General features: G+C 46.4%; 22 protein-coding genes. 13 read left to right on the top strand and 9 right to left on the bottom strand.

Annotation, left to right across the window (positions count from 1 at the left end):
* Positions 1-115 precede the first annotated feature (115 nt).
* The 11 genes from B3K91_RS03495 (at position 116) to B3K91_RS03445 (ending at position 9266) form a co-directional block, all read left to right on the top strand.
* On the top strand, positions 116-424 hold the full coding sequence (locus B3K91_RS03495) for a cytoplasmic protein (RefSeq protein ID WP_099830497.1): 309 nt from the start codon (positions 116-118) through the stop codon (positions 422-424).
* Between the two features lie 34 nt (positions 425-458).
* Positions 459-1493 (top strand): 4-hydroxythreonine-4-phosphate dehydrogenase PdxA, encoded by a 1035-nt coding sequence (gene pdxA / locus B3K91_RS03490; protein WP_292590443.1) that lies wholly within the window; start codon positions 459-461, stop codon positions 1491-1493.
* A 322-nt stretch (positions 1494-1815) separates the two neighbouring features.
* A complete protein-coding gene (trhA, locus tag B3K91_RS03485; protein WP_214061346.1) occupies positions 1816-2508 on the top strand; it encodes a PAQR family membrane homeostasis protein TrhA in 693 nt (230 codons plus the stop codon).
* Between the two features lie 321 nt (positions 2509-2829).
* Complete coding sequence (locus B3K91_RS03480; RefSeq protein WP_006489399.1) at positions 2830-3204, top strand: DUF2089 domain-containing protein; 375 nt, start codon at positions 2830-2832, stop codon at positions 3202-3204.
* A 9-nt stretch (positions 3205-3213) separates the two neighbouring features.
* A complete protein-coding gene (locus B3K91_RS03475; RefSeq protein ID WP_102819253.1) occupies positions 3214-3576 on the top strand; it encodes an SHOCT-like domain-containing protein in 363 nt (120 codons plus the stop codon).
* A gap of 6 nt (positions 3577-3582) precedes the next feature.
* The gene (locus B3K91_RS03470; RefSeq protein WP_214060922.1) at positions 3583-4653 is read left to right on the top strand and encodes a DUF4097 family beta strand repeat-containing protein; all 1071 of its coding nucleotides are present in this window, start codon (positions 3583-3585) and stop codon (positions 4651-4653) included.
* 23 nt (positions 4654-4676) lie between these two features.
* The gene (locus B3K91_RS03465; RefSeq protein ID WP_214060923.1) at positions 4677-5642 is read left to right on the top strand and encodes a hypothetical protein; all 966 of its coding nucleotides are present in this window, start codon (positions 4677-4679) and stop codon (positions 5640-5642) included.
* 227 nt (positions 5643-5869) lie between these two features.
* Positions 5870-7135, top strand: a complete 1266-nt coding sequence (locus tag B3K91_RS03460; protein ID WP_300980568.1) for a nicotinate phosphoribosyltransferase — start codon at positions 5870-5872, stop codon at positions 7133-7135.
* A 2-nt stretch (positions 7136-7137) separates the two neighbouring features.
* Positions 7138-8016, top strand: coding sequence for a pyridoxal 5'-phosphate synthase lyase subunit PdxS (gene pdxS / locus B3K91_RS03455; protein ID WP_099830503.1), 879 nt, complete (start codon positions 7138-7140; stop codon positions 8014-8016).
* Between the two features lie 3 nt (positions 8017-8019).
* The gene (gene pdxT, locus B3K91_RS03450; protein WP_099830504.1) at positions 8020-8598 is read left to right on the top strand and encodes a pyridoxal 5'-phosphate synthase glutaminase subunit PdxT; all 579 of its coding nucleotides are present in this window, start codon (positions 8020-8022) and stop codon (positions 8596-8598) included.
* Between the two features lie 11 nt (positions 8599-8609).
* Positions 8610-9266, top strand: a complete 657-nt coding sequence (locus B3K91_RS03445; protein WP_292590455.1) for a class II glutamine amidotransferase — start codon at positions 8610-8612, stop codon at positions 9264-9266.
* A 53-nt stretch (positions 9267-9319) separates the two neighbouring features.
* Here the strand turns inward: B3K91_RS03445 and B3K91_RS03440 are convergent, their stop codons facing one another.
* The 8 genes from B3K91_RS03440 to B3K91_RS03405 all read right to left on the bottom strand — a co-directional run bounded on the left by B3K91_RS03440 (position 9320) and on the right by B3K91_RS03405 (position 16072).
* Positions 9320-10228: a dihydrodipicolinate synthase family protein gene (locus tag B3K91_RS03440; RefSeq protein ID WP_214079513.1), complete on the bottom strand. Its 909-nt coding sequence runs from the start codon at positions 10226-10228 to the stop codon at positions 9320-9322.
* Positions 10225-11391 carry a pyridoxal phosphate-dependent aminotransferase gene (locus B3K91_RS03435; protein WP_292590458.1) on the bottom strand — a complete coding sequence of 389 codons (1167 nt, stop codon included), beginning with the start codon at positions 11389-11391 and terminating at the stop codon, positions 10225-10227. Before B3K91_RS03435 ends, B3K91_RS03440 begins: the two co-directional genes overlap by 4 nt.
* Positions 11388-12032: an amino acid ABC transporter permease gene (locus tag B3K91_RS03430; RefSeq protein WP_292594004.1), complete on the bottom strand. Its 645-nt coding sequence runs from the start codon at positions 12030-12032 to the stop codon at positions 11388-11390. Before B3K91_RS03430 ends, B3K91_RS03435 begins: the two co-directional genes overlap by 4 nt.
* Complete coding sequence (locus B3K91_RS03425; RefSeq protein WP_099830508.1) at positions 12032-12724, bottom strand: amino acid ABC transporter permease; 693 nt, start codon at positions 12722-12724, stop codon at positions 12032-12034. Before B3K91_RS03425 ends, B3K91_RS03430 begins: the two co-directional genes overlap by 1 nt.
* Positions 12725-12732: 8 nt before the next feature.
* On the bottom strand, positions 12733-13464 hold the full coding sequence (locus tag B3K91_RS03420; protein WP_146739751.1) for an amino acid ABC transporter ATP-binding protein: 732 nt from the start codon (positions 13462-13464) through the stop codon (positions 12733-12735).
* Positions 13465-13540: 76 nt separating this feature from the next.
* Positions 13541-14326, bottom strand: coding sequence for an ABC transporter substrate-binding protein (locus B3K91_RS03415; RefSeq protein WP_099830509.1), 786 nt, complete (start codon positions 14324-14326; stop codon positions 13541-13543).
* 275 nt (positions 14327-14601) lie between these two features.
* Positions 14602-15354, bottom strand: a complete 753-nt coding sequence (locus tag B3K91_RS03410; protein WP_180977968.1) for an IclR family transcriptional regulator — start codon at positions 15352-15354, stop codon at positions 14602-14604.
* Positions 15355-15601: 247 nt separating this feature from the next.
* On the bottom strand, positions 15602-16072 hold the full coding sequence (locus B3K91_RS03405; protein WP_292594001.1) for a hypothetical protein: 471 nt from the start codon (positions 16070-16072) through the stop codon (positions 15602-15604).
* Positions 16073-16540: 468 nt separating this feature from the next.
* Between B3K91_RS03405 and B3K91_RS03400 the strand changes: the two genes are divergently transcribed.
* Both B3K91_RS03400 and B3K91_RS03395 read left to right on the top strand, forming a co-directional pair.
* Positions 16541-17308 carry a nucleoside phosphorylase gene (locus B3K91_RS03400; protein ID WP_214060162.1) on the top strand — a complete coding sequence of 256 codons (768 nt, stop codon included), beginning with the start codon at positions 16541-16543 and terminating at the stop codon, positions 17306-17308.
* Positions 17293-17961: a GNAT family N-acetyltransferase gene (locus tag B3K91_RS03395; RefSeq protein ID WP_292590467.1), complete on the top strand. Its 669-nt coding sequence runs from the start codon at positions 17293-17295 to the stop codon at positions 17959-17961. The genes B3K91_RS03400 and B3K91_RS03395 overlap by 16 nt, the downstream gene beginning before the upstream one ends.
* Before the next feature lie 572 nt (positions 17962-18533).
* On the opposite strand, the gene B3K91_RS03390 is transcribed toward B3K91_RS03395, so the two are convergent.
* The gene (locus B3K91_RS03390; protein WP_292593999.1) at positions 18534-21185 is read right to left on the bottom strand and encodes a PAS domain S-box protein; all 2652 of its coding nucleotides are present in this window, start codon (positions 21183-21185) and stop codon (positions 18534-18536) included.
* Between the last annotated feature and the right edge of the window lie 707 nt (positions 21186-21892).

Below are 21892 nucleotides of genomic sequence, written 5' to 3'. Positions count from 1 at the left end.
AGGTGAAAACAAGACTTCATAATATCAGGATAATCATATAGAATCGTTATATGGTTCTGACAGGACCGCGGATATTGGAAAGAGTTACTAGATTATTTTCTGCCGGAGGCGACTGATGGAGAGAGTGACGGTTACGATTGAAGCAAGTATGGAGGGTGCTGTTGACAGCTTCTTGATAAGAAGGCATGGTGACGTTGAATCCCTCAAAGAAGCAATTGTTGCCGATGATTTCGAAAGAATGGGGAAAATCGCCGAATTCATGAAGAATGAGGGCAGCTGTTGCGGTTTCGATCTCATCTCCTCATTGGGTGCAAAGCTCTCTTTTGCCGCTTCAGAGAAGAATAGACTGGCAGCCGAGATCTGTGTTGACATTCTCAACTGGTACATGACAAGAATAAGGACAGAGATATTCGGAGAGGGATAGAAACGAACGCGTCTACAATGCACGGGGGTTAGTATTGCTTCTGAAACCTATGGAAAAGCCGGTTCTACCGGAAAGGCTTTCTGGAAAACCTTTGATAGCGATAACTATTGGCGATCCCGCAGGCATCGGCCCCGAGATCGTCTGTAAAGCTATAGCACACGGGGAAATCTTCGAGATCTGCAGGCCGGTTGTTATTGGGGACCGCAAGATCATTCAGCGAGAGATCTACAGAAACAAGCTGTCGCTTGACATAACTCTGGTTGAGGGCCTAAATGAAGAGATGGAATCAACTTCAGGCAATATCTCGTTGATTGACATGGGGAATGCTGATGACCTACCCGATTACGGAAAGATCTGCGGTGGATGCGGAAGGGCCGCCTATGAATACCTCGAGAAGGCTGCGGAACTGGCGCAAAAGGGAAAGATTTCTGCGATTACGACTGCACCGATTAACAAAATGTCCATCAAGGCTGCAGGAGTTCCCTTTGCAGGACATACCGAGATTCTGGGCTCGCTATTGGGGGCGAGAGACCCGCTGACGATGTTTGAAATAGCCGGTGAGCTACGAGTCTTCTTTCTTTCCAGACACGTTTCACTTATGGAGGCCTGTCGCATAGTGAAGAGAGACAGAATATTCGATTATATAGTTAGATGTGACGCAGCCCTTAAGCAGCTGGACATCGAGCAGCGAAGGCCGATTGGTGTTGCAGCCTTGAACCCACATGGCGGAGAAGGTGGGCTCTTCGGGCGCGAGGAACTCGATGAAATTATTCCCGCTGTTGAGCTAGCAAGGCAGAAAGGGATTGATGTCCTCGGACCGATAGGGGCAGACTCGATCTTCTCTATGGCAAGAAGAGGCGCATTTTCTGCAGTTCTCTCTATGTACCATGACCAGGGCCACATAGCAACGAAGACACTGGATTTCGATAGGACCGTATCGATTACCCTTGGAATGCCAATTCTGAGGACTTCCGTAGATCACGGAACGGCCTTCGACATTGCGGGAAGGGGAATTGCCGATCCCACGAATTTGATCGAAGCCGTTAAGGCCGCTGCCCGCTATTCATAAGAGCCGCCGATAACCTCAAAAGACTTCTTCAACTATGATGCGGCTCCCGGAGGATTAATAGGGCACAGCTCCGGAAGGCACGCTCCTCTCACCTTCCTGAAATATCCCTGGATTGATCTCATTGTTTCTATTATCTCAAATTTCACGCCTTTCTCTCTCGTCCATTAAATGGCAGAGAGTCTCCCTTTACTGTTCTCTTTATCGAGTAGTTTCCATTTCGATGCACCGTTACAGAGTACTGATGCTGAATACTTCCTCTTTGTCGCGAAGCGCGGGCTGGGCTATAATAGATGATCAAATACTTTTCCAGAAAGGAAGCTTCGTGAGCACAATAGAAGGCCGAAAACTCGACCCCATGGTTACGAGCGAGAACTCAAATGAAGGATTCAATGCGATTAGTCATATAGTGGCAGCGGTTCTCGGACTTGTCGGGCTGGTGTTCTTGATAGTCTTCTCTGCTATTCAGGGTAAATGGTTACATCTTGTAAGCTTCGCGATATACGGGACAACCGTAGTCGTCTCAATGACCTTTAGCGGACTCCTTCACTTTTTCTTGTGGTTTAGAAAGTATTTCAAGGTCTTCGCTATCCTCGACCACACTGCGATATACTTTCTCATCGCCGGCACCTATACGCCTTTCTGTCTCGTTGTCGTCGGCGGTTGGGTTGGCTGGACGGTCTTCGTGATAATATGGAGTCTTGCCATCCTTAACGTCGTGCTGAAGTCGGTATTCTTTTCCACGATGCCCCTTTGGTTATCAATGGCGGGATACCTCTCAATGGGCTGGCTCTCGCTTGCGCTGGTTTACAGTGTGTATATAAGGTTGGGGCTTTCTGCCATCCTGTTGCTGCTTCTCGGCGGCGCCTTCTATACGGTTGGCGCAGTGATTTTCATAAGGGAGAAACCGAACCCATTTCCAGGGAAATTCGGAAACCATGAACTCTGGCATATTCTGGTCATGCTCGGTAATCTCACCTTTCTCATGATGATGTTTTTCTATGTACTTCCATACTAATTCATTTGGAACAGCAATAGTTCTTCGTAAGTAATCGAAAATATGAGTGTCGATTAATGTCGAAGTCTTAGTTCCAAGGGAATGAGGCTTTTATTGGAAATTGAGGCTCATATGTCTTTCGCCATCCCTTCAGATAACGCTTACGAAAGTTAATAAACGAAACGGACTCAACTCTTATCTTGAATTAATTGAAGTCTAATACAATAAATTGAAGTGGATCTAAATATATTTAAGTTATAGTTTGACTTTTTGAGTCGGAAGTTGTATAATGAACTCAGTTGAAGGTGATATTTGTTCAACTTATGTTTTGGAGGTGGACCGATGAAATACTCAATTAGCAACTGTCCCGTCTGTGGAGGGAAGATGACGATCACAGAGTACAAGTGTGATAGTTGTGGCACAACGATTAGGGGAAGATTTGAGCTTGACGATATCATGAAGCTATCTGCCGAGCAGCTCGACTACCTGAAGACTTTCATCAAGAATAGAGGCAATCTATCCGAGGTTCAGAAGGAACTGGATATTTCCTATCCGACGGCTAGAAACAGACTCGAGGATATTGTTAGGGCAATGGGCTACCAGGTTGTCGACAAAGATAGGGAGGAGGCTTCAAGAATCCTTGAAAGACTTGAATCCGGAGAACTACAGCCAGATGAAGCCCTTGAGATGTTAAGAAAAGTCAGAAAAAAGAAGTAGGTGATCAAAGTGGATAGAGAAGAAGTCTTAAAGATCCTGAAGCTCGTTGCCGATGGAAAGGTTTCTCCCGAGCAGGGCAGGGACTTGCTAGAGGAGTTCTTTGAATCATATGAAGAAGTGAAGTCAGGAGGGAAATTCACCATAGAGGTTGTGGATAACTTCACTGGAAAAGTGGAAGCAAATATTAAGTTACCCGTTAGGTTGGCAAGGTTTGTAGGAAACTTCGTTAAAGAAAAAGACGCGAATTTTAGAATCGGTGGAAGAGTGGTAGACTACAATCTCAAGGAAGTGCTTGAAGAGGTAATCAAGACTAGAGAGTCGGTTGAAATTGAAACCGAGGACAAGAGAGTAACGATAAAGGTAGAGGATTGAGGAGGTATGGTCGTGGAGAAAAAGTTTGAATTCGACAGCTCGGGTATTGAGATTTTGAAGACAACCTCGGCTAGCGCGGATCTTCAGATCGACCTTGTTGAAGAGGGAAATGTGATTGCGTACGTCGAAGTGGATTCGAACGATTATGTTCCCGAAGCCGAAAGGTCAGGAAAGAAGCTTACGATAAGATTCCAGAAGGGTACTAACATCAATATTCCTTTTATAAAGAATCTCTTTGACGGCGGAGCGGATGTCAAGAATATAAGGCTTCTGGTGCCAAGAAGCATCCAGGAACTTGATGCAAACAACGCTTCCGGCGACATAAGTATTACTGATTTTGATCTTAGAGGCCTTAAGATAAACAACGTCAGCGGTGATGTCAAGATAGAGAATTGTTCGATGAACGAGTTCAATTTCAGCACAGTAAGCGGAGACTTGACATTCGTCGCTTCGAACTACCGAAGGGGTAAATTTGGCTCAGTTTCTGGCGATCTGAACATAAAGGGGCTTCCTCCGATGGAAAGAGACACAAGTGTTTCTACGGTAAGCGGGGATGCAATTATCTCTTATTCCGATGAGCCAAGATTTGATGCCACTGTCTCATCGGTAAGCGGTGATGTCTCCTCTGACGTAGGACTTGTTAAAGTAGACAAGAAGCATTACAGGTCGGGAAACGGAGAGCCACAGGAATATCTGAAAATGAGCAGCGTGTCGGGAGATCTCATTATAAATGCCAAGTACAGGGGAACGCCTGCCAAAGAAGTCAAGGTTAAGACGGCACCAAAGGTTTCGGAAGAGCGAAGATCCGATCGAGCGACCGTGGAAGAGAATCTCCAGGATCAGGAGACCAAGAAGATACTTCTGCTTTTCAAAGAAGGGAAACTTACGAAAGAGTATGCTGTCGAGATGCTGGGAATACTTGGATACTCCGAAAAGGAGATTGAAGAGATGCTAGAAGTCGACGAGGAGCTTAAGAAGCTTAAAGACTCAGTAGATGTAGTAATGACAGAGGAAGATGCTGAAAGCGAAGAGTCTTCCGAAGAGCCAGAGGCACCTGAAAAACCGAAATCGACCTGACTAAAGGAAGAGGGTGATAAGAGATGAGATTTGGAGCACTATTTGCGATTTTCCTGGGAATACTGATCATTCTTTCGGTAACCCATATAATACCGAGCTTTGCCTTCACAATTGAAATCTTCTTTGCCATTATCTTCATCTATCATGGGCTTAAGGTGTTTAGAAGATTTAAGTCGGAACATATGGGTAGTTTGATATTCGGAGGAATTCTCGTTATTGACCTTATGATAGGCTGGAATATTATCAAAGGGTTCAGAGGATGGGGCTTCTGGGAACTCATTGTAGCCATGATTGGATCTTACATAGTGGGATGGGGTGTAGTGACGCTTTTCAAGAAGAGTTTCAAGCTTGGAAAGGCGCCGAGCTCGACCAGACAGATTCTCAATATGTCAAGACCCAAAGAATTCGACGAACTAGATATTGAACTGGATGCTAACCTTACGAAGGTGCTGCTTATGGACAACACATCCAACGGAGTTGATGCAAACGTAAGTTTCGATAGAATGAGCTTTAACGGGGATCTGAAATACGATATGGATAAGGGAAAGGGCATTGTAAGGGCGAGGTGCAAAGCAAAGTCCGGTGTTTCAAGTGTCTTGTCAAAGTCGAGAATGAATATCGAAGTCAATTCGGAGCCGGTTGTAAGGGTCGAGGCTACGCTTGATGGAGCCGATACAGTTCTTGATTTTTCGAATCTCAATCTGGATAGGGCTACAATCAAGACATCGCTCTCCAGATTGTCTATAATCCCCTCCCAACTGAAAGACTCGATCGTGGATATAGATTGTGAAGTGACTTCTCTGAATATAAGGGCTCCCAAAGACGTTGCTTTAAGCATTCTTCACGAAGGAGAGTTGAACTGGAGCAATTTCAACAATCTTATGGAGAGAGAAAAGGGCTATGTCTCCAATAACATCGACAGAGCTGCAACGACCTGCCAGATTAACGTGAAGTCAGACATGTCGAAGATCTCTATCGACTGGATATAGAAGCGTCATCTTCTCTACCGGCCTTATGGCCGGTTTATTTTTTTTGGACTGGTCCAATTAGCAAAGATCTGCCCGGTTCAAGAGTCGAAAGTCGTTTATTATTATATAATCAGGGTACCGGATATATTTCTCCGGAATTTTCGCTCGCGAATGAGGGTAGAGACAGGGGGCGTTCCGTGGATAAGTGCAGAATCGACCCGAGGGTCTTCAAAGTACCGATTGACAAGATGAGAGCCGGATACTATTCTGACAAATACTTCACGAGACTTGTCGAAGTCCTCAAAAAGGCAGATAAGAAATCAAGGGTATTATACCAGCTCTTCCCGAGAAGAGACGCGACAATAGTGGGAATTGACGAAGCGCTCGCCATTCTTCGTTTTGGGACCGGTTATTACTCGAATGAAGAAGAGGCGAAGAGGCTCTTCGAAGAGGTATTAGAGATTGAGAAGGAAGTCAACCACGCAGCCTGGGAGATGAATCGGCATGGACTGGTGGAGCTGACCGCTCGAAAATGGGATCTGAAGATGAAGCTGAATGATCTCTGGGTTGACAAATGGCCAGAACTCGAAGTTCGCGCCTTGTATGATGGTGATGAAGCAAAGGATATGGAACCTGTTATGACGATAGAAGGCGACCCCAGATATTTCTCGTATCTCGAAACCATATTGCTGGGTGTTATTGCGAGAGCCTCCTCAACTGCGACTGCCGTCAAGTCCGTCGTGAAGGCCGCCAGAGGCAAGGAGATACTCTTCTTCAGCGCGCGATTCGATCATTTCTGGACTCAGGCAACGGACGGATACGCGGCGCTCAAGGCCGGGGCCTTCGGAGTCTCTACCGATGCGAATGCAGATTACTGGGGCGTTGAGAGCATGGGGACGATACCTCACGCGCTTATCGCAGTATATAAAGGAGATACGGCCGAGGCCGCAATGGCTTTCGATCGTTACATAGAGAGCGGAGTCAATCGAATAATCTTGGTCGATTGGGACAACGACGTAATCGGGACTTCGGTCGATTGCGTTGCCCGCACTTACAAGGCCGAGACCGGTGAGGATTTCGTACCTGGCAAGACCGACCCTTCGGTTGTTATAGGTCCGGGAAAGGGAAAGATATGGGGCGTGAGATTCGATACGTCTGGCAGTTTGAGAGACGTTTCGGTCGTCCCGAAAGACGCTTCCTCCCTGGGAGTCTGTCCCGAACTGGTCTGGAGGGCTAGAAGGGAATTCGACAGGTGCGGAATGAAAGATTTGAAGATAGTCGTCTCGGGCGGTTTCACGGCGGAGAAGATAGATCTCTTCGAAAAGCTCAATGTTCCAGCAGATGTTTACGGAGTTGGTTCGTCTCTACTGAAAAACAAGCTGGACTTCACGGCAGATATCGTGGAGGTCGAAGGAAAACCCTGCGCAAAAGTCGGGAGAGGGAAGAAAGATGCTCCAGGATTGGAAAGAGTAGAGAGCAACTATTGGAACAACGATAAAGAGGAGAGGTGTTGAAAATGGAAGCAAAGGGAACCTGGACAGTGAAAAAAGGGTTCGCTGAAATGTTCAAGAACGGCGTAATCATGGACGTCACGAATCCCGAGCAGGCAAAGATAGCTCAGGATGCCGGCGCCACGGCAGTAATGGCTCTTGAGAGAGTACCGGCAGATATAAGAAAAGAAGGCGGAGTAGCCCGGATGGCCAAAATTGGCCTTATCAAAGAGATAATGGATTCCGTTACGATTCCAGTCATGGCTAAGGCAAGGATCGGCCATATCGCCGAAGCGAAGATCCTTGAAGCCATCGGAGTTGACTTCATAGATGAATCTGAAGTCCTTACACCGGCTGATGACAGATATCACATAGACAAGCGGATATTCACCGTTCCCTTCGTCTGTGGAGCCAGAAATCTCGGCGAGGCGGTTAGGAGAATCGCAGAGGGAGCCGCGATGATTCGTACAAAAGGAGAGGCCGGTACCGGTAATATCATCGAAGCCGTCAAGCACATGAGAACGGTCAATGAAGAAGTCAGAAAGGTTCAGATGATGAATGATGCCGAGCTCGTCCACTACGGAAAGGAGATCGGTGCGCCTGTCGAAATCCTCAGTCAGGTAAGAGAACTGGGAAGGCTTCCCGTCGTCAATTTCGCCGCAGGAGGAGTAGCCACGCCGGCTGACGCTGCGCTCATGATGATGCTCGGCTGCGATGGAGTCTTTGTCGGCTCGGGAGTCTTCAAATCCAAAGACCCTGCAAGAATGGCTAAGGCAATAGTGGAAGCAGTTCTGCACTATGATAACCCCGAAAAGCTAGCCGAAATCTCTGAAGACGTTGGGGATGCCATGGACGGTCTCGAGATCGGGACTCTCGAAGTCCGGATGGAAGAAAGAGGCTGGTAAGAGTTGAAAATAGGAGTTCTCGGAATTCAGGGTGCAATTCAGGAACATCTTTTGGCTCTGAATAGTGCGGGGGCGGAAGCTATTTGGGTGAAGGATTCAAAGGAGCTATCTTCCGTCAAAGCACTGGTTATGCCTGGTGGCGAATCTACCACGATGATCAGACTCCTGAAGAGATTTGAGATGTGGGAGCTTCTTAAGGAGAGGTTGAAGAGCGGAATGCCTGCCTTCGCTACTTGCGCGGGCATGATTCTCCTCTCGAAGGCTATTGAAAACGTCTCTAATCAGGACTCTTTAAGCGCTCTGGATATTAGTGTGAAAAGGAATGGATACGGAAGACAGATCAACAGTTTCGAGGCCGATATCCAGATAGATGAGATCGGTGCGGAACCGTTTAGAGCTGTATTCATAAGGGCTCCGAAGATTGAATCGACAGGAAGAGAAGTGGCAGTTCTTGCAAGCTACGATGGCTCGCCTGTACTTGTTAGGCAGAACAGAGTGATAGCCGCTTCCTTTCATCCCGAACTGACAGATGATCTGAGAATTCACAAGTATTTTCTCGAGATAGCAGAGTCAGTCAAATAGAGGAATGAAAAATGTGCAGAATGCTGGCCTTCAAAGCAGTTGAAGACATCGACACAAGCTGGATATTCGCCCTTCTAAGCAGCATCTCCGAGAAGGGAATCTCAAGTCCTCACGGAGACGGCTGGGGTTATGCAGTGCGCGGCGAAGGAAGAGAGACATTCAATAGCTCGGGCGCGATCTTTGAGAGTGATGTGAAGATGCCGATTTGCAGAGTGGGCATAATTCACTCTAGAAAGGCATCGAAGGGATACACAGTCAATCTAGAGCATGTGCATCCCTTCTATGCAACCGTTAGGGGAAGGAATTACGCCTTCTGTCACAACGGTACGATTTATGATTTTGCAAGCGACGAAGGAACTACAGATACCCAGAGATACTTCGAAATACTCGTCGGTAATCTTGAGCGGCATGAGCCGAAGACAGCTCTAGAAATCACATCGGGCTTCGTGGCTGCCAACTATAAGTACACATCCATTAACGCTTTTCTTACTGACTATGAGAACGTATGGGCCATAAGACAGAATTCCGAGAGAGATGACACGGAACACGCCCTGTTCCTCTATGAGAGGGATGGAGTAAGAATAGTGGCAAGCGAACCCATAGAAAAATTCGGAGCTTTGCAGGGGAGCTCCACAGAGATAAAGAACGGCGAATCTGTCATATTGTGATAAATGATTTAAGGCGCCTGGAGGATCTCCAGGCGCTTCTTTTGTTGAGAGAGCTAGAAATCAATGCCTATCTTATGCATAACAGCAACAAGATTATTGTCAAGTAATTCTATATCCGCATCTGTGAGGTTTTTCAGAGGTGTCTTGACTCCTCCCATTTTCAAACCCCTTCTTTCTAGAACATGTTTCATGTATGGAATATTCGCACCGTTTCCCACTGCCATCGTCAGCTTTGTCAAAGCCTTCTGATAATCAAATGCCTTGTCAAAGTCACCATCTTTCACTGCATCGCGGACCTTGACGAAGAATTCCGGAAAGACTGCTCCGGGGCCTGAAACACAGCCTCTGGCTCCGGCGATTAGAACGGATACGAAAGCCGCATCGCATCCAACGACCGTACTGAACGTCGACGGCAGAGCCTGAATCACGGTCAACGAATTTACGAAATCGCCGCTGCTGTCTTTCAAACCGACTATATTCTTATGTTTTTCGTGGAGTCTGGCAATTACATCGACACTAACCGGGTTTTTTGTTAGAGAGGGAATGTTGTAAATGTACAGAGGAAAGTCGCTAACAGCTTCCGCTATCTTGTCGTAGAAACTGAAGAGCTCCTCCTGCTTGTGGTTGAAAAAGAAAGGCGAAACTACTGCTGCCGCATCTGCTCCACATTCCTTTGAGTGTTTTAGCAGTTCGATAATATCTTCAAGCACTGCAGCTCCACAATGAGAAACAACCGTCATTCTCCCTTTGTTTGCCTCGAGGAACGACTCTAGAGTCTTCTTTCTTTCCGCCAATGGGAGGGACGTCCCCTCACCGGTCGTGCCGAGCACAAACATTCCGTCGACACCTTTCTCAGCCAGGAAGTCTACATAAGACTTTATTGCATTGTAGTCAACACAGGAACCATCATCATTCATCGGAGTCAGCGGAGCTACACCGACCCCTTCAAGTAATCTTCTCACCATGATCTCCCTTCTGCCAATCTTCTGGCCGCCTCTTTCATTACTTCAAGCTCCTGTACCAGGCCCATTCTAACCTTCCTAGAACCGTTAGCACCATAAGCGGTTCCGGGAACAACAAGAATGCCGTACTCTCTGTAGAGCTTTTCCGTGAAACTCCAGGGATCAGTGCCTTCCGGAGTGGAAACCCATACATACATCGCCCCCTGTGGAGCGGTGAAAGTCAATCCCGACGCCTTTAGACCTTCAATAATCGCATCCCGCCTGCCCTGATATATTCCTCTGAGCTCACGATAATAGGAATCGGGGGTAGACTTCAAAGCTGCCGCAGCGGCGAGCTGTATAGGGTAAAAGACATTTGAGTCGATCTTCGATTTGTAAAGTTTCACTGCGTCCAGAAGACGTTTCTCGGCCACTATCGCCCCAACTCTCCATCCGGCCATGTTATAGGTCTTTGAGAAGGCGAAGTACTCCAGCCCAAGTTCCAGATTCTGTTGTGCTTCGAAGTAACTGTTCACTTCCAGACCGTCAAAGGCGATTTCCGAGTAAGCGAGATCGCTCATCACAACAAAACCGTATTTACACGAAAGCTTGGAGAGCCTCTCATAATACTCTTTGCTCGCCACTCGGCCGGTGGGATTTGAGGGGTAATTGACGATTACCATTTTCGGCTTGTGCAACACTGCAAGACTCTCGATCTCGCCGAGAGTAGCCATAGGATCAACATCTCCATCGTAAGTGATAAGCTTCCCGCCGGTGAAAAGAACAGCTTCGAAATAGGTTGGATAACCAGGATCGGGAACAAGGATCGAATCGCCTGCGTTTACCAAAGCATGAAGCGCATTGAAAATCGCCTCTTTGATTCCCACCGTAACGAGCACGTTCTCTTCGGGCTTGACAGTTACTCCGAAGCGTTTCTTGTACCAGTCTGCAACACCTTCCAATAGTTCAGGAGCACCATGCTGCGGCGGATAAGTGTGGTAGGCAGGATTCGACAGGTTCTCCTTCATTACCTCCACTATCCATTTTGGGGTGGGCCTGTTCGGGGCACCTATTGAAAGGTTGATCATTTTCTGCTTTGGTGGTTCTTTCTTCAGGCCATTGATAAATCCGAACGCATCGGGCCTAAAAAACTCAAGCTTTGAAGACTCGAGCTGAAACTTCATCTGTTTCTCCCTCCCTCTAGTTTTTTAGATACTACAATGAGCGGATAGCACACAAGTATGAAGAACACAGACACAATACTGAATGCCGTAAAAGGACTTAGAGTCAACTGCATTATCTGTCTGGAGGTTCTTACGATCTCAACCATTCCGACGAGTGAGACAATCGAAGTGTCCTTTATTGTCATTACTATCTGGCCGACAATTGACGGCATGGTACTCTTTATGATCTGAGGCAAAACTACATGCATCAGTTTTTGAAAGTAGTTCATTCCAAGAGCTTCGGCCGCTTCAAACTGCCCTTTATCTAGAGACATAAGACCGCTTCTGAAGACCTCTGAAAGATATGCCGTTGCCGTAACTGAAAGAACGACTATTCCCGTCTGAAACGCGCCCAATTCAATTCCAACGTACGGCAGCGCAAAGTAGATAGCATAGACGATTATCAAGAAGGGCGATCCCCTGATTATCTCGACAACAATGGCTAGAAGTTGCGATGCAACGGGGATTCGATGGAAGCGAATCAGGGCGATCGCAATTCCCAGCACTATACCGATACCCAGAACGAATGGAAGGAAAGCCAGGTTATTGAGGAAGGCAACTCCGAGTCTGAATATTTGCTGCAATAAAGATATGTCTTGCATCATACCACCTTCTTAAAACCGAACCATCGCTTCGCATCCGATTGTCCCGACTTCTGATTTCTGCTTATAATACCGCTTAAAAGAGCAAGAATCAGATATATTCCAAAGTACATAAGCATCGGTACACCGAATGATTCGAATGGCATATAGGTTCTCGCGGCAATCTTTCGAGCAGTATAAGTAAGCTCGGGGATAACAAGAACTGCCGCAAGACTTGTGTCTTTTATCAAATACGAGAATTGGCTGATCAGTGGTGGCAGAATACTTCTAAAAACTTGCGGCAAGATTACCTTTCGCATCGTCTGGAACCACGACAAACCGAGAGCCTTTGAGGCTTCTGTCTGTCCTCTGTCAATTGAGTTGAGACCGCCACGTACTATCTCAGATATATAGGCGCCGCTGTTCAGAGAAAACGCAACTATGGCGCTCTGAAAGGAAGTTAACATCAGACCGGTAATTGGAAGGCCATAGTGGACGAAGTACAACTGCACAAGCAGAGGCGTCGACCTGATGAATCCAGTGTATATTCCTACGGGAATAATGGCGAACTTCGATTTCATTGTTGATAGTATTCCTACCACTGTTCCTATTAGAAGTGAAAAGACACCGCTCAGGGCCGCTACCTTTAATGTTTCCAATAAGGCCTCAAAAAAGTCAGGGAGATACTGTGAGATCATTCTCATGTCAAGCATGATATCACCTAAAGTATCTTACTCAGGAATTCCTTGGTTCTGTCACTCCTGGGATTGTTGAAGAACTCATCCTTAGGGGTGAGCTCGACTATCTTCCCGTCATCCAGGAAACCGATTTTGTTGGCAACCTGACGCGCAAAACCCATCTCATGGCTGACAATGATCATCGTCATTCCTCCGCGTGCCAGGTTAGTCATGACATCCAGTACTTCCTTGATCATCTCTGGATCCAGTGCTGACGTTGGTTCATCAAAAAGCATTAGTTTAGGATCCATTGCCAAAGCTCGCGCTATCGCAACTCTCTGCTTTTGCCCTCCTGAAAGCTGAGGAGGAAAGGCATCGTACTTAGCAGATAATCCGACTTGATCAAGTAGTTTCCTGGCTTTTTCAAGAGCTTCATCCTTGGGCACCTTCTTTACGAGTATGGGTGCCAGGGCAACATTGTCTACTACTGAAATGTGAGGGAATAGGTTGAAATGCTGAAAAACCATTCCAGTGTTCTTTCTAACAAAACTCAAATTGGCTCTCGCCTGCTTAATGTCTTTTCCGAGAACTTCGATCGATCCCTCATGAAAGTTTTCAAGCATGTTTATGCAGCGAAGAAGGGTGCTTTTCCCAGCACCGCTCGGTCCACAAAGAACCAGTACATCGCTTTCGAATACATCTAGCTCGATGTCTTTTAGAACGTGCAGTTTTCCGAAGGATTTGTTGAGACCCCGGATTCGAACAATTGGTTCCATTAGAATTCCCCTTTCGACTCCTAAAATGAAATGGGGGCTAGCCCCCATCTCGTCTTGAATTAACTACTCTCCAGGCTTAGTCAATAATGAAAGAAGGTTCCCAGGCTTTGCCTACGTACTTCTCGTAGATCTTTCCGTACTCGCCAGTCAGCTTCTCCCACTTGAGGAACCAGTTGAACCATTCAACCAGTGAGTCGGAATCCTTGTCCTGCCTGAAAGCGAGTCCATAAGTGTCGGGTCTCACATACCCATCAAGGATCTTCAGATCTGGGTTCTTGTTAACTAACTCAATACAGATCATTTCGTCGTCCATAACCGAGTCGATTCTACCCAACTTGATATCAGTCATCCATTCGGCAAGATTGTCGTATAGAGACGCCTTTTTGCCCCATTCATCTTCAATGAAGTCTGCGTGAACAGAACCCATTGTCGCACCCATTTTGACTGAAGGATCGGCCAGATCTCTCCAGCTCTCCAGAGGAGAGTCTTTTCTAGCAATCGCGACAATTCCTGTCAGGAAGAAAGGATCGGAGAATCTTATCGACTTCATCCTTGTTAGAGTCATGGACATGTTTGCTGCTATCATATCTACTTTTCCTGAGAGCAATGACGGAATAAGACTTTCCCATGCCACGTCTTGCCAGACCAGTTCAACACCCATTTCTCTTGCAGCAAGTTCCATCAACTCAACGGTAAACCCAGTCGGCTTCCCTGATGCGTCCCTGTACTGCATCGGTACTGCAGTCATATCAGTTGCAACGGTTAACTTTCCGCTCTTAACTACGTTTTCCAGTGTTGTAGCTGCAAGACCAAACGAAACAAACATACAGGCTACAACGATCAAAACAAACAGTTTTTTCATCTCAATTCCCCTTTCACGAATGGATTGCGTCTTAAAAAAGTACGCATTGGAAATGGTTTGAATAGTTCAATAATATGGAACAACATTCAACAATGTGGTAACTACATCTAAATTTACCAAATCGGTTGAGTTATCTCCAAAACCATTTATGAACGTCTGGGAAGTATCTGGGTTGATTATGACTGTTAAACAGAAGCAATCTCTCTCCTGCGGGGCGATCTTGAAAGAAGGGAGTTATTCCTAGAAGTAATGCAGAATCAAACTTCTTCGAGTCTTCACGTCTCGAAATCGATAAACAGCTTGTTCAGCTTTTCTATTGTCTTCAAAAAGGGTTCCTTATATCTTTCAATTGCTTCGTCGGTCATTCTATTAGAAGGCCCGGCAATACTGACGGCATACTTCGCGACTCCGTGATTGTCCAGTATGGGTGCGGCAATGCACTTTATGCTTTCTTCCTGTTCTATTCTGTCGTACGCATATCCGTGCTCTCTTATCCATTGTATTTCCTTTCTGAGCTGTTCCTTATCTGTTATAGTGTTCTTCGTTCTTCTCGCAAGAGTCACTCTCTCGAGATATCCGTCTATGTAAGAATCCGGCTGAAATGCGAGCAGGGCCTTCCCCACGCCTGTACAATACATAGATGCAGTAACTCCTACGGTCGAATGGGGGCGCAGAGCATGCGTTGGGTGCAGACATTCGAGATAAATTACTTGATCTCTGAACAGAGATGTGAGATGAATCGTCTCATTTATTTCGTTCCTTAGTTCCTCAAGGTACGGCAAAGCCACTTCTCTGAATTCGAGATTCCTCCGCATGAGACCACTCAGTTGAAGGATCCTGTTTCCGAGCATGTAGAAGCTCTTGTCTTTTGTAAGGTAGTCAAGTTCAGTCATTGCAGACAAAATATGATGCACAGTTGCTTTGGGATAACCTAGCTTGGCCACTATGTCGGTAAGCCTCCATTTGCTTTGCTCAAAGAACAGCTCGAAAATCTCGTCCACTTTTTTGAAAGCCTTAAAATGTTCCATAATATTGACCTCACTCAATGACATTGATACTAGAATATCAAAAAATGCTTTCGATAGCAAATCTCTTGTTAAATTACATTTCGAATACGGGTGAGCTAGTATGATGAGGCAACCATCAATTAAGACTGAACTACTGAACGGATACAGATCGAGATTGAGTCTTTTCTGAAGCCGCAATTTAACTTAAGATCGAGTACCACATAAAAAAAGGCCGGCCCTTTAGGCCGGCGTTCTTAAAGTCAATAACTTACTTCAGCTGGAAGCCTATGCTGAAATTGATGGTCGCAAGTCTGTTGTCGGTGAAGCCGTCGGGGCTGTCGGAGTTTTCGGAAGTGCCCTTTGCGGTTCCCCCTATGAAACGTACATTGAAATAGGTTTCTAGATAATCCGTCTTAAGCAGGCCGGCTTTCAGAGAAGCGTCCAGAACCGATCCCTCGAAGTCGAAATCCGCTCCGTTAAAGAACTTGCTTGAGGCATAGAAACCGTCGATATCGGTAGCGAGGTAAGTTTTTTCGTTCAGCCAGTAGGCTCCCTTCAATTTGATAATCGGAACGGGGCCGAAATTCTTGTTGTCAACGAACTTAGTCCCGTCGAGAGACTCGAAGTAGATATCGGCATTTCTCAACTGAAGTGAGAGACCGAGGCCAAGATAGCTGTTGCCCTTTCTCAAGACATCGTAGGTGTAGCTTACCCTGTAGAACGGGAAGCCGTAGTTCAAGAGGATTCCGCTTCCGGCGGGGAAGGTGACTCCATCGACTATCTAGTTGTTCTTAAGCTGAACCTTGGACTGAACGGTGAGCGGCTGGTACAGAAAGTGAACCGTGTGTTTGCCGATACTCAGTCCGGCGGTGTACCTTTGATACGGAAATAGAACGTCCTGCCCGCAGTCCTTCACATAGTTCAGAACTGTTCCAGTCTGACCGAACTGAATGGTGTGGAAGATCACTCCCGTGAAGCCGATCTCGTAATCAAGCTCGAGTTTGAACCTGTTCTCGGGGTTGTTCAGTAATCCTGCCGATAAATAACTGCGATAAGAAGAACCACTATCAGTGCGAACCTAGTCTTCACGATTTCACCTCGTTTATACTGATTACAATTATAAAGCTTCCGGTTACAAAAGTGTCAGGTCATTCGGCGACTGTCGATCTCTTCTTCGCTGCTAGAATAGTCGCAGAGGGGGGCGTATATGGAGAAGCGTTTACCTATTCTGGAACATGATTATGAAAGACCGGCCGTCATAGAACCGACGAAGGTCATCTCCTCGATACCTGAGATGCCCGAAAGAGCTGTGATTCTCTTCTATCAAGGCGTGATAGAGAGTCTCTTGAAGAAGGGTCTTCTGAAGAAGATCGTTGACAGGAGAAGTGAGGTAGGATTGTTCCCCGTCTACGAGATCGAACACAAAGGAGAAAGGTTAGCCCTGTTGAATCCAGGACTTGGAGCGCCATCCGCTGCGGGCTTCTATGAAGAGCTGATCGCCCTGGGAGTAAGAAAGACAGTAGCCTGCGGTTCCTGCGGAGTGTTGAAGAGAGAAATTCCGAGAGGAGAGATCATCGTAGTGGAATCGGCAGTCAGGGATGAGGGGACCTCATTCCATTACGTGGAGCCCTCAAGAGAGATTTCAGTCGATAAGAGTGTGATCGAGATGATCGAATCTACATTGAGAAGGCTGTCTATACCTTATGTAAAGGGAAAGACCTGGACAACCGATGCCTTCTACAGGGAGACTAAGCAGATAGTCAGCAGAAGAATTGACGAAGGGTGCATAACAGTCGAGATGGAGGCTTCGGCCCTCATGGCCGTCTCTAAGTTCAGAAATGTGGCCTTTGGCCAGCTCCTTTCGTCCGGAGACGATGTGAGCGGAGAAGAGTGGGACAGACGATTTCATCCCGAGGCTTCGAATCACAAAGAGCGTGTATTCTGGGCAGCTCTCGAGTGTTGCCTGAGATTATAACTCCGTCGGTAGTATATTCCTTCGCTTCACAGAGTGGAATGTTGAGAGTGGGTGATGGTATGGTCGAACCGATTAAGGTTTCCTCGAAAAAACACGGAAGGGCAATAGAACTACTTGCCGAAGCATTTGCTAATGACCCGATGATCAAATACGTATTAAGTGAGAAAGTAAGAAAGTACGTAAATAGGATCTATGGAGTAATGTTCAAGACTTATCTGGAGAAAGGATCCGCGTACTTTGATTCATCCGAGATGAACGGAATAATTCTCTGGATTGACTCTAAAGAAGATCCGGGCCTTGGCGTCTGGATAAGGAGCGGAGCCTTGAAGATGCTGACATTTCCTGGAAGATCACTAAATCGCCTTATGAAGGTCGGTAGGGCGATTTCGAGGGTTCACAAGGAATGCATAAAGGAACATCACCTTCACCTGATTTTCATTGCTGTTTCGCCAGCTTCTCAGGGGAGGGGTATCGGCAAACAACTTCTTAGCCTTCTTGCGCATGAAGCAGACTCAAAAGGTCTTCCCTGTTATCTTGAAACGCAGAATCCTTCAAACTTAGGTTTCTATGAATCCTTTGGGTTCTACGTTGCGAAGGAAATCGAAATCTCGCCCGAACTCAGATCGTGGAGTATGGTCAGACCAATTTCGTGAAGAGTGGCAGGGATCAGCCGAACGCTGGGAAGAGCCACTGCCCGGAGAAGCTCTGGTAAGCAAGGCGTCGAAGAACATCGGCCGACGCAATGCACTGAGGAGCATCAGTGGACGCAAGGCTGCCTTCGGCAGGAGGCGAGGCCGACTTCGTCGGGAAGTGAGGCTCGCTGACGCGAGGAAGTGATGCTGGGGAAATCATCCCAGGAAGTGATGCCGCTTTCAGCGGGAGGATTCAGAAGCCGGTCTTTGCTTCGCAAAGGCAAGTTCTGCTTCGAGGGCAAAGAATCCGCTTGGGCAGAAAACGCTGTTAAGAGAGAATAAGAGCAGCAGGAAATGATGACGCTTTCAGCGGGAGGCTCAAGACCCCTGGATCCAGGATCAGGTCCGAAATGACTCTGAACAGGAGCCCCAAACAGCACAGTTACCCAGCAAGGATATTGGAGATAAATAGAACAGATAGGGTGAAAGTGCTGTTCTTGCTGTTCTTTCACTTCTAGATAAATAGAAGAGCAGATAGTATAGAAGCAGGCTGGAAGCATAAGCAAAACCCAAATGGCGCAGAAAAAGACTTCCTAGGAATTTTCGAAAGTATAGCCTTCTTCGATCAGATCCACACAGACTTTTACCACTAACGGATCGTACAGTCTGCCTGAATTTTCCTTTATCTCATTAAGGGCGAATTCAATTCCCAGGGCCGCCCTGTAGGGTCTGTGGGAGGTTATAGCCTCAACGACATCGGCAACGGCTATTATTTTTGATTCGAGCCTTATTTGATCGTCTTTCAAACTTCCTGGATAACCAGATCCATCGAGTCTTTCGTGATGCTGTAACACTATATCGGCAATGGGCCAGGGAAGATCTATATCCTTGAGTATATTATAGCCATTCTTCGAATGTTCCCTTACTAGTCTGAACTCAATATCGCTCAGCTTTCCTGGTTTGGACAGAATTTCCGTAGGAACTGAGATCTTCCCTATATCGTGAAGTAGACCGGCAACCTTAAGACAGTTGCAAGTCTCATGATCTAGACCCATTTTCTTTCCTATCGCCACGGCCAGATCGCTCACATTTTTCTGATGGCCGGCCGTGTAAGGATCCTTGGCGCTAACAATGTCCGAAGCGGCACGAACAAGAGCTTCGAAAGCTGATTCTAGGCTGCTAGATAGTCGATTTCTTTCTGTTATGTCTTCGCAGATTTCAACAACGCCGGTAATCTTCCCGTCTGCATCCCTAACCGGATAAGCCCTTATGTACAATGCTGTGGCGAACTTGGTAATTATTTCTCCAACTTCCTGAGAGCCCGTGTCAAGAACCTTTCTCAGGATGCAGTTATCGGACTTCTTGCCACGCTGCCAAACATCGACACAGTTCATGCCGACAAGCTTTTCTATGCTTGTTCCAAAAAGCTCTGCCATGGCTCTGTTCGCCCAGATTATGTTAAGATCGGTGTCGTAATAGACTATTATTTCCTTAGTTGTGTTAAGTATGAGTGATTTCTCTTCTTCGGATTTCTTCAGGGCCTTCTGGCTTATGACGAGATCGGTTACGTCTCTGGTGAACCCGATGAAGCTCGAATCGTCGAGCCTTACGGCTCTGACATTCCAGTATCTCTTCTCGCCTGTCTTCTTAGCGAAGGCAGTAATGCCTTCTGCCACGCCGGCTTCGACAGTCCTCCTGAAATGGTTTTCGGCCTCCAGAAGACTCTCGGGAGCCGCCAACTGTTTGAAGTTCATTTTCAGCAGCTCTTCTCTTGAATAGCCGGTGATTAGACAGGACGCTTCGTTAACATCTGTATAATTGCCTCTTTCATCTGCGACGAATATTCCGTCCGGGGCATTCTCAACATATCTTCTGAACCTGCTCTCCTTTTCTTCAATCATTTGAAGAAATCCGTCTCTTTCGGAGAGAGCCTTGGCTAGCTTCATATTCGAAAAACTCAGTCTCGAGAGCCTTTGTGCAAACTTTGAGTAGAAGGTCATTGCTGTCATGACTGTATCGCGATTCCACCTGGGCACTCTGTCCAGAGCCTCAATATACTCTTTTTCGTTAAAACCGTATCTTCTCGCCTGTTTCCTGAAGACATCGTAATCCACGCTCTCATCTTCCATGAAGAACTGTCCCAAAAATAGATTCCCCATATGGGTATTGCCCACGATTATTGGGGTACTCATATCCCACATATTGTTGGCACATTTGTAGAGCTTGAACGCTCCCGGCTCTATGCCCTTCGAAAGTTCTATATCACTGTAAAGACAGTTCTTGAGAGTCCCAGGATTCACACGGTGATACTTTGTGCATATTTCCTGCCAACCGGTCTCGACGAGGACATTTCCGAGAGTATCGACGATCGCTACTCCAATATTGGTCAGTTTGAAGAAGTCGTTCATGATAGACTGGATAGTCTCGACATCCAGTAGATAATCGAGTTCTATATTCTCAATTTCGCCTTCGGGATCGAGAATCGCCTCGAGTTTCTTACTTGCTCTTCTCTCGCTATCCTTCAATCTCTCTTCAGCATTCTTTCTTGCAGTTATATCTTCTGAAAAGAGAACAAGACTTTCGACCTGCTCGTTCCTTCCGAATACCGGGTATATGGTTGTTTTAAGTACAATTTCATCTCGACGGTCTTCCATTGTCTTCTGGTTTCCTGTTTTCAGAACCTCTTCGATGTGGATCTTTCTTACTTCGGCGAGTTCTTGCGGGATGAAATCATACAGATTCTTACCGATCAGCGTCTCCAGATCAGTACCAAGCCTCTTGGAGAGGGTCTGATTGGCAGTTATAACCTTTCCTGAAGGATCTATCTGAAACAGCGATTCGGTTGGAGCATTCACGAGTGCCTGAAGCAGAAGATTCTTCTCTTCAAGAAGCTTTTCATCTCGCTTTCGCTGTGTTATATCTCTCACAGTGCTTACGACCAGTCTCTCCCTACCGTCTTCAATCAAGACAGAATGTATCTCGACTGGAACAGAACCACAGTCTCTGTAGTAGTGCTGGTCGTTGATCGTTCTAGAAGTACCGACGGCGGCTTTCGACCAGAATTCTCTGAACGATGCTTCTGTAATCTTTGTTTCAATGGTCGACAAGGACTTACCGAGCAGCTCCTCTCTCGAGAAACCGTTATTGTTTATAGCGGCATCGTTTACATAGACTATACTGGCTTCCATGTCGGAAACGAATACCATGTCCACTATATAATTAACAAGATCGGGAAATTGCCTCATAGAACCTCCGGCGACACCTGTCGCTCCCCGGTGTGTACAGAATGGCAAGCCGTTAACGGATTCATCCTCGAGAAAACAAAGCTGAAAGCAAAGGAATGAATCACTGCCAAGCGCGCCGCCACGATTACCATAATTCCAAAAATCCTAACTGCAGTCATTGAGCTTCGCATACACTGTTATCAAACGATTTCTGAAAAGAAGTGTGCTTTACATAAATGTTATCTATGTTAATTTAATAATAATCTCACTCAAAATATAGTTACATATCTATTATAAACTTGTTTCCTTAGATAAGTGTGACTTTTAGTGACGAAAGGACGGGCTTTTTCCACACATTATTGAGTAAGAGTTTGAATACCTTCAATGTAAGGATCAAATGAACATCTCCCACACTTAATTTCCTAGATCATTTCGATAAGAGAGAAACCGAGAAAAAGTCTCGACGAGATCTTCGCTTCGATAAATGAAGTGAAGACTGGGTAATCGTATTCTTTTATATAGATACAGATACCCCTATGTGATACGAATAATCCAAAAGGAGTACAGTTTGAAACGCGCTTCAAAGAGCACACTCCCCACCGCAAGCGGTCCCCCCCGCTCAAGCGGGGATTTAATATCAAGAGCAGAAGAGCGGTTCATCGTTGACACTCCGTGTCCAGGTTCTTGATCATCAGCTCCAAGTTCCAAGATGCAAGTTGAATAAGAAA

Source organism: Mesotoga sp. UBA5847, from assembly GCF_002432735.1.
Taxonomy (GTDB): Bacteria; Thermotogota; Thermotogae; order Petrotogales; family Kosmotogaceae; genus Mesotoga.
Note: the sequence above shows the minus strand (reverse complement) of the source record. Positions and strands in the feature narration are given on the sequence as shown.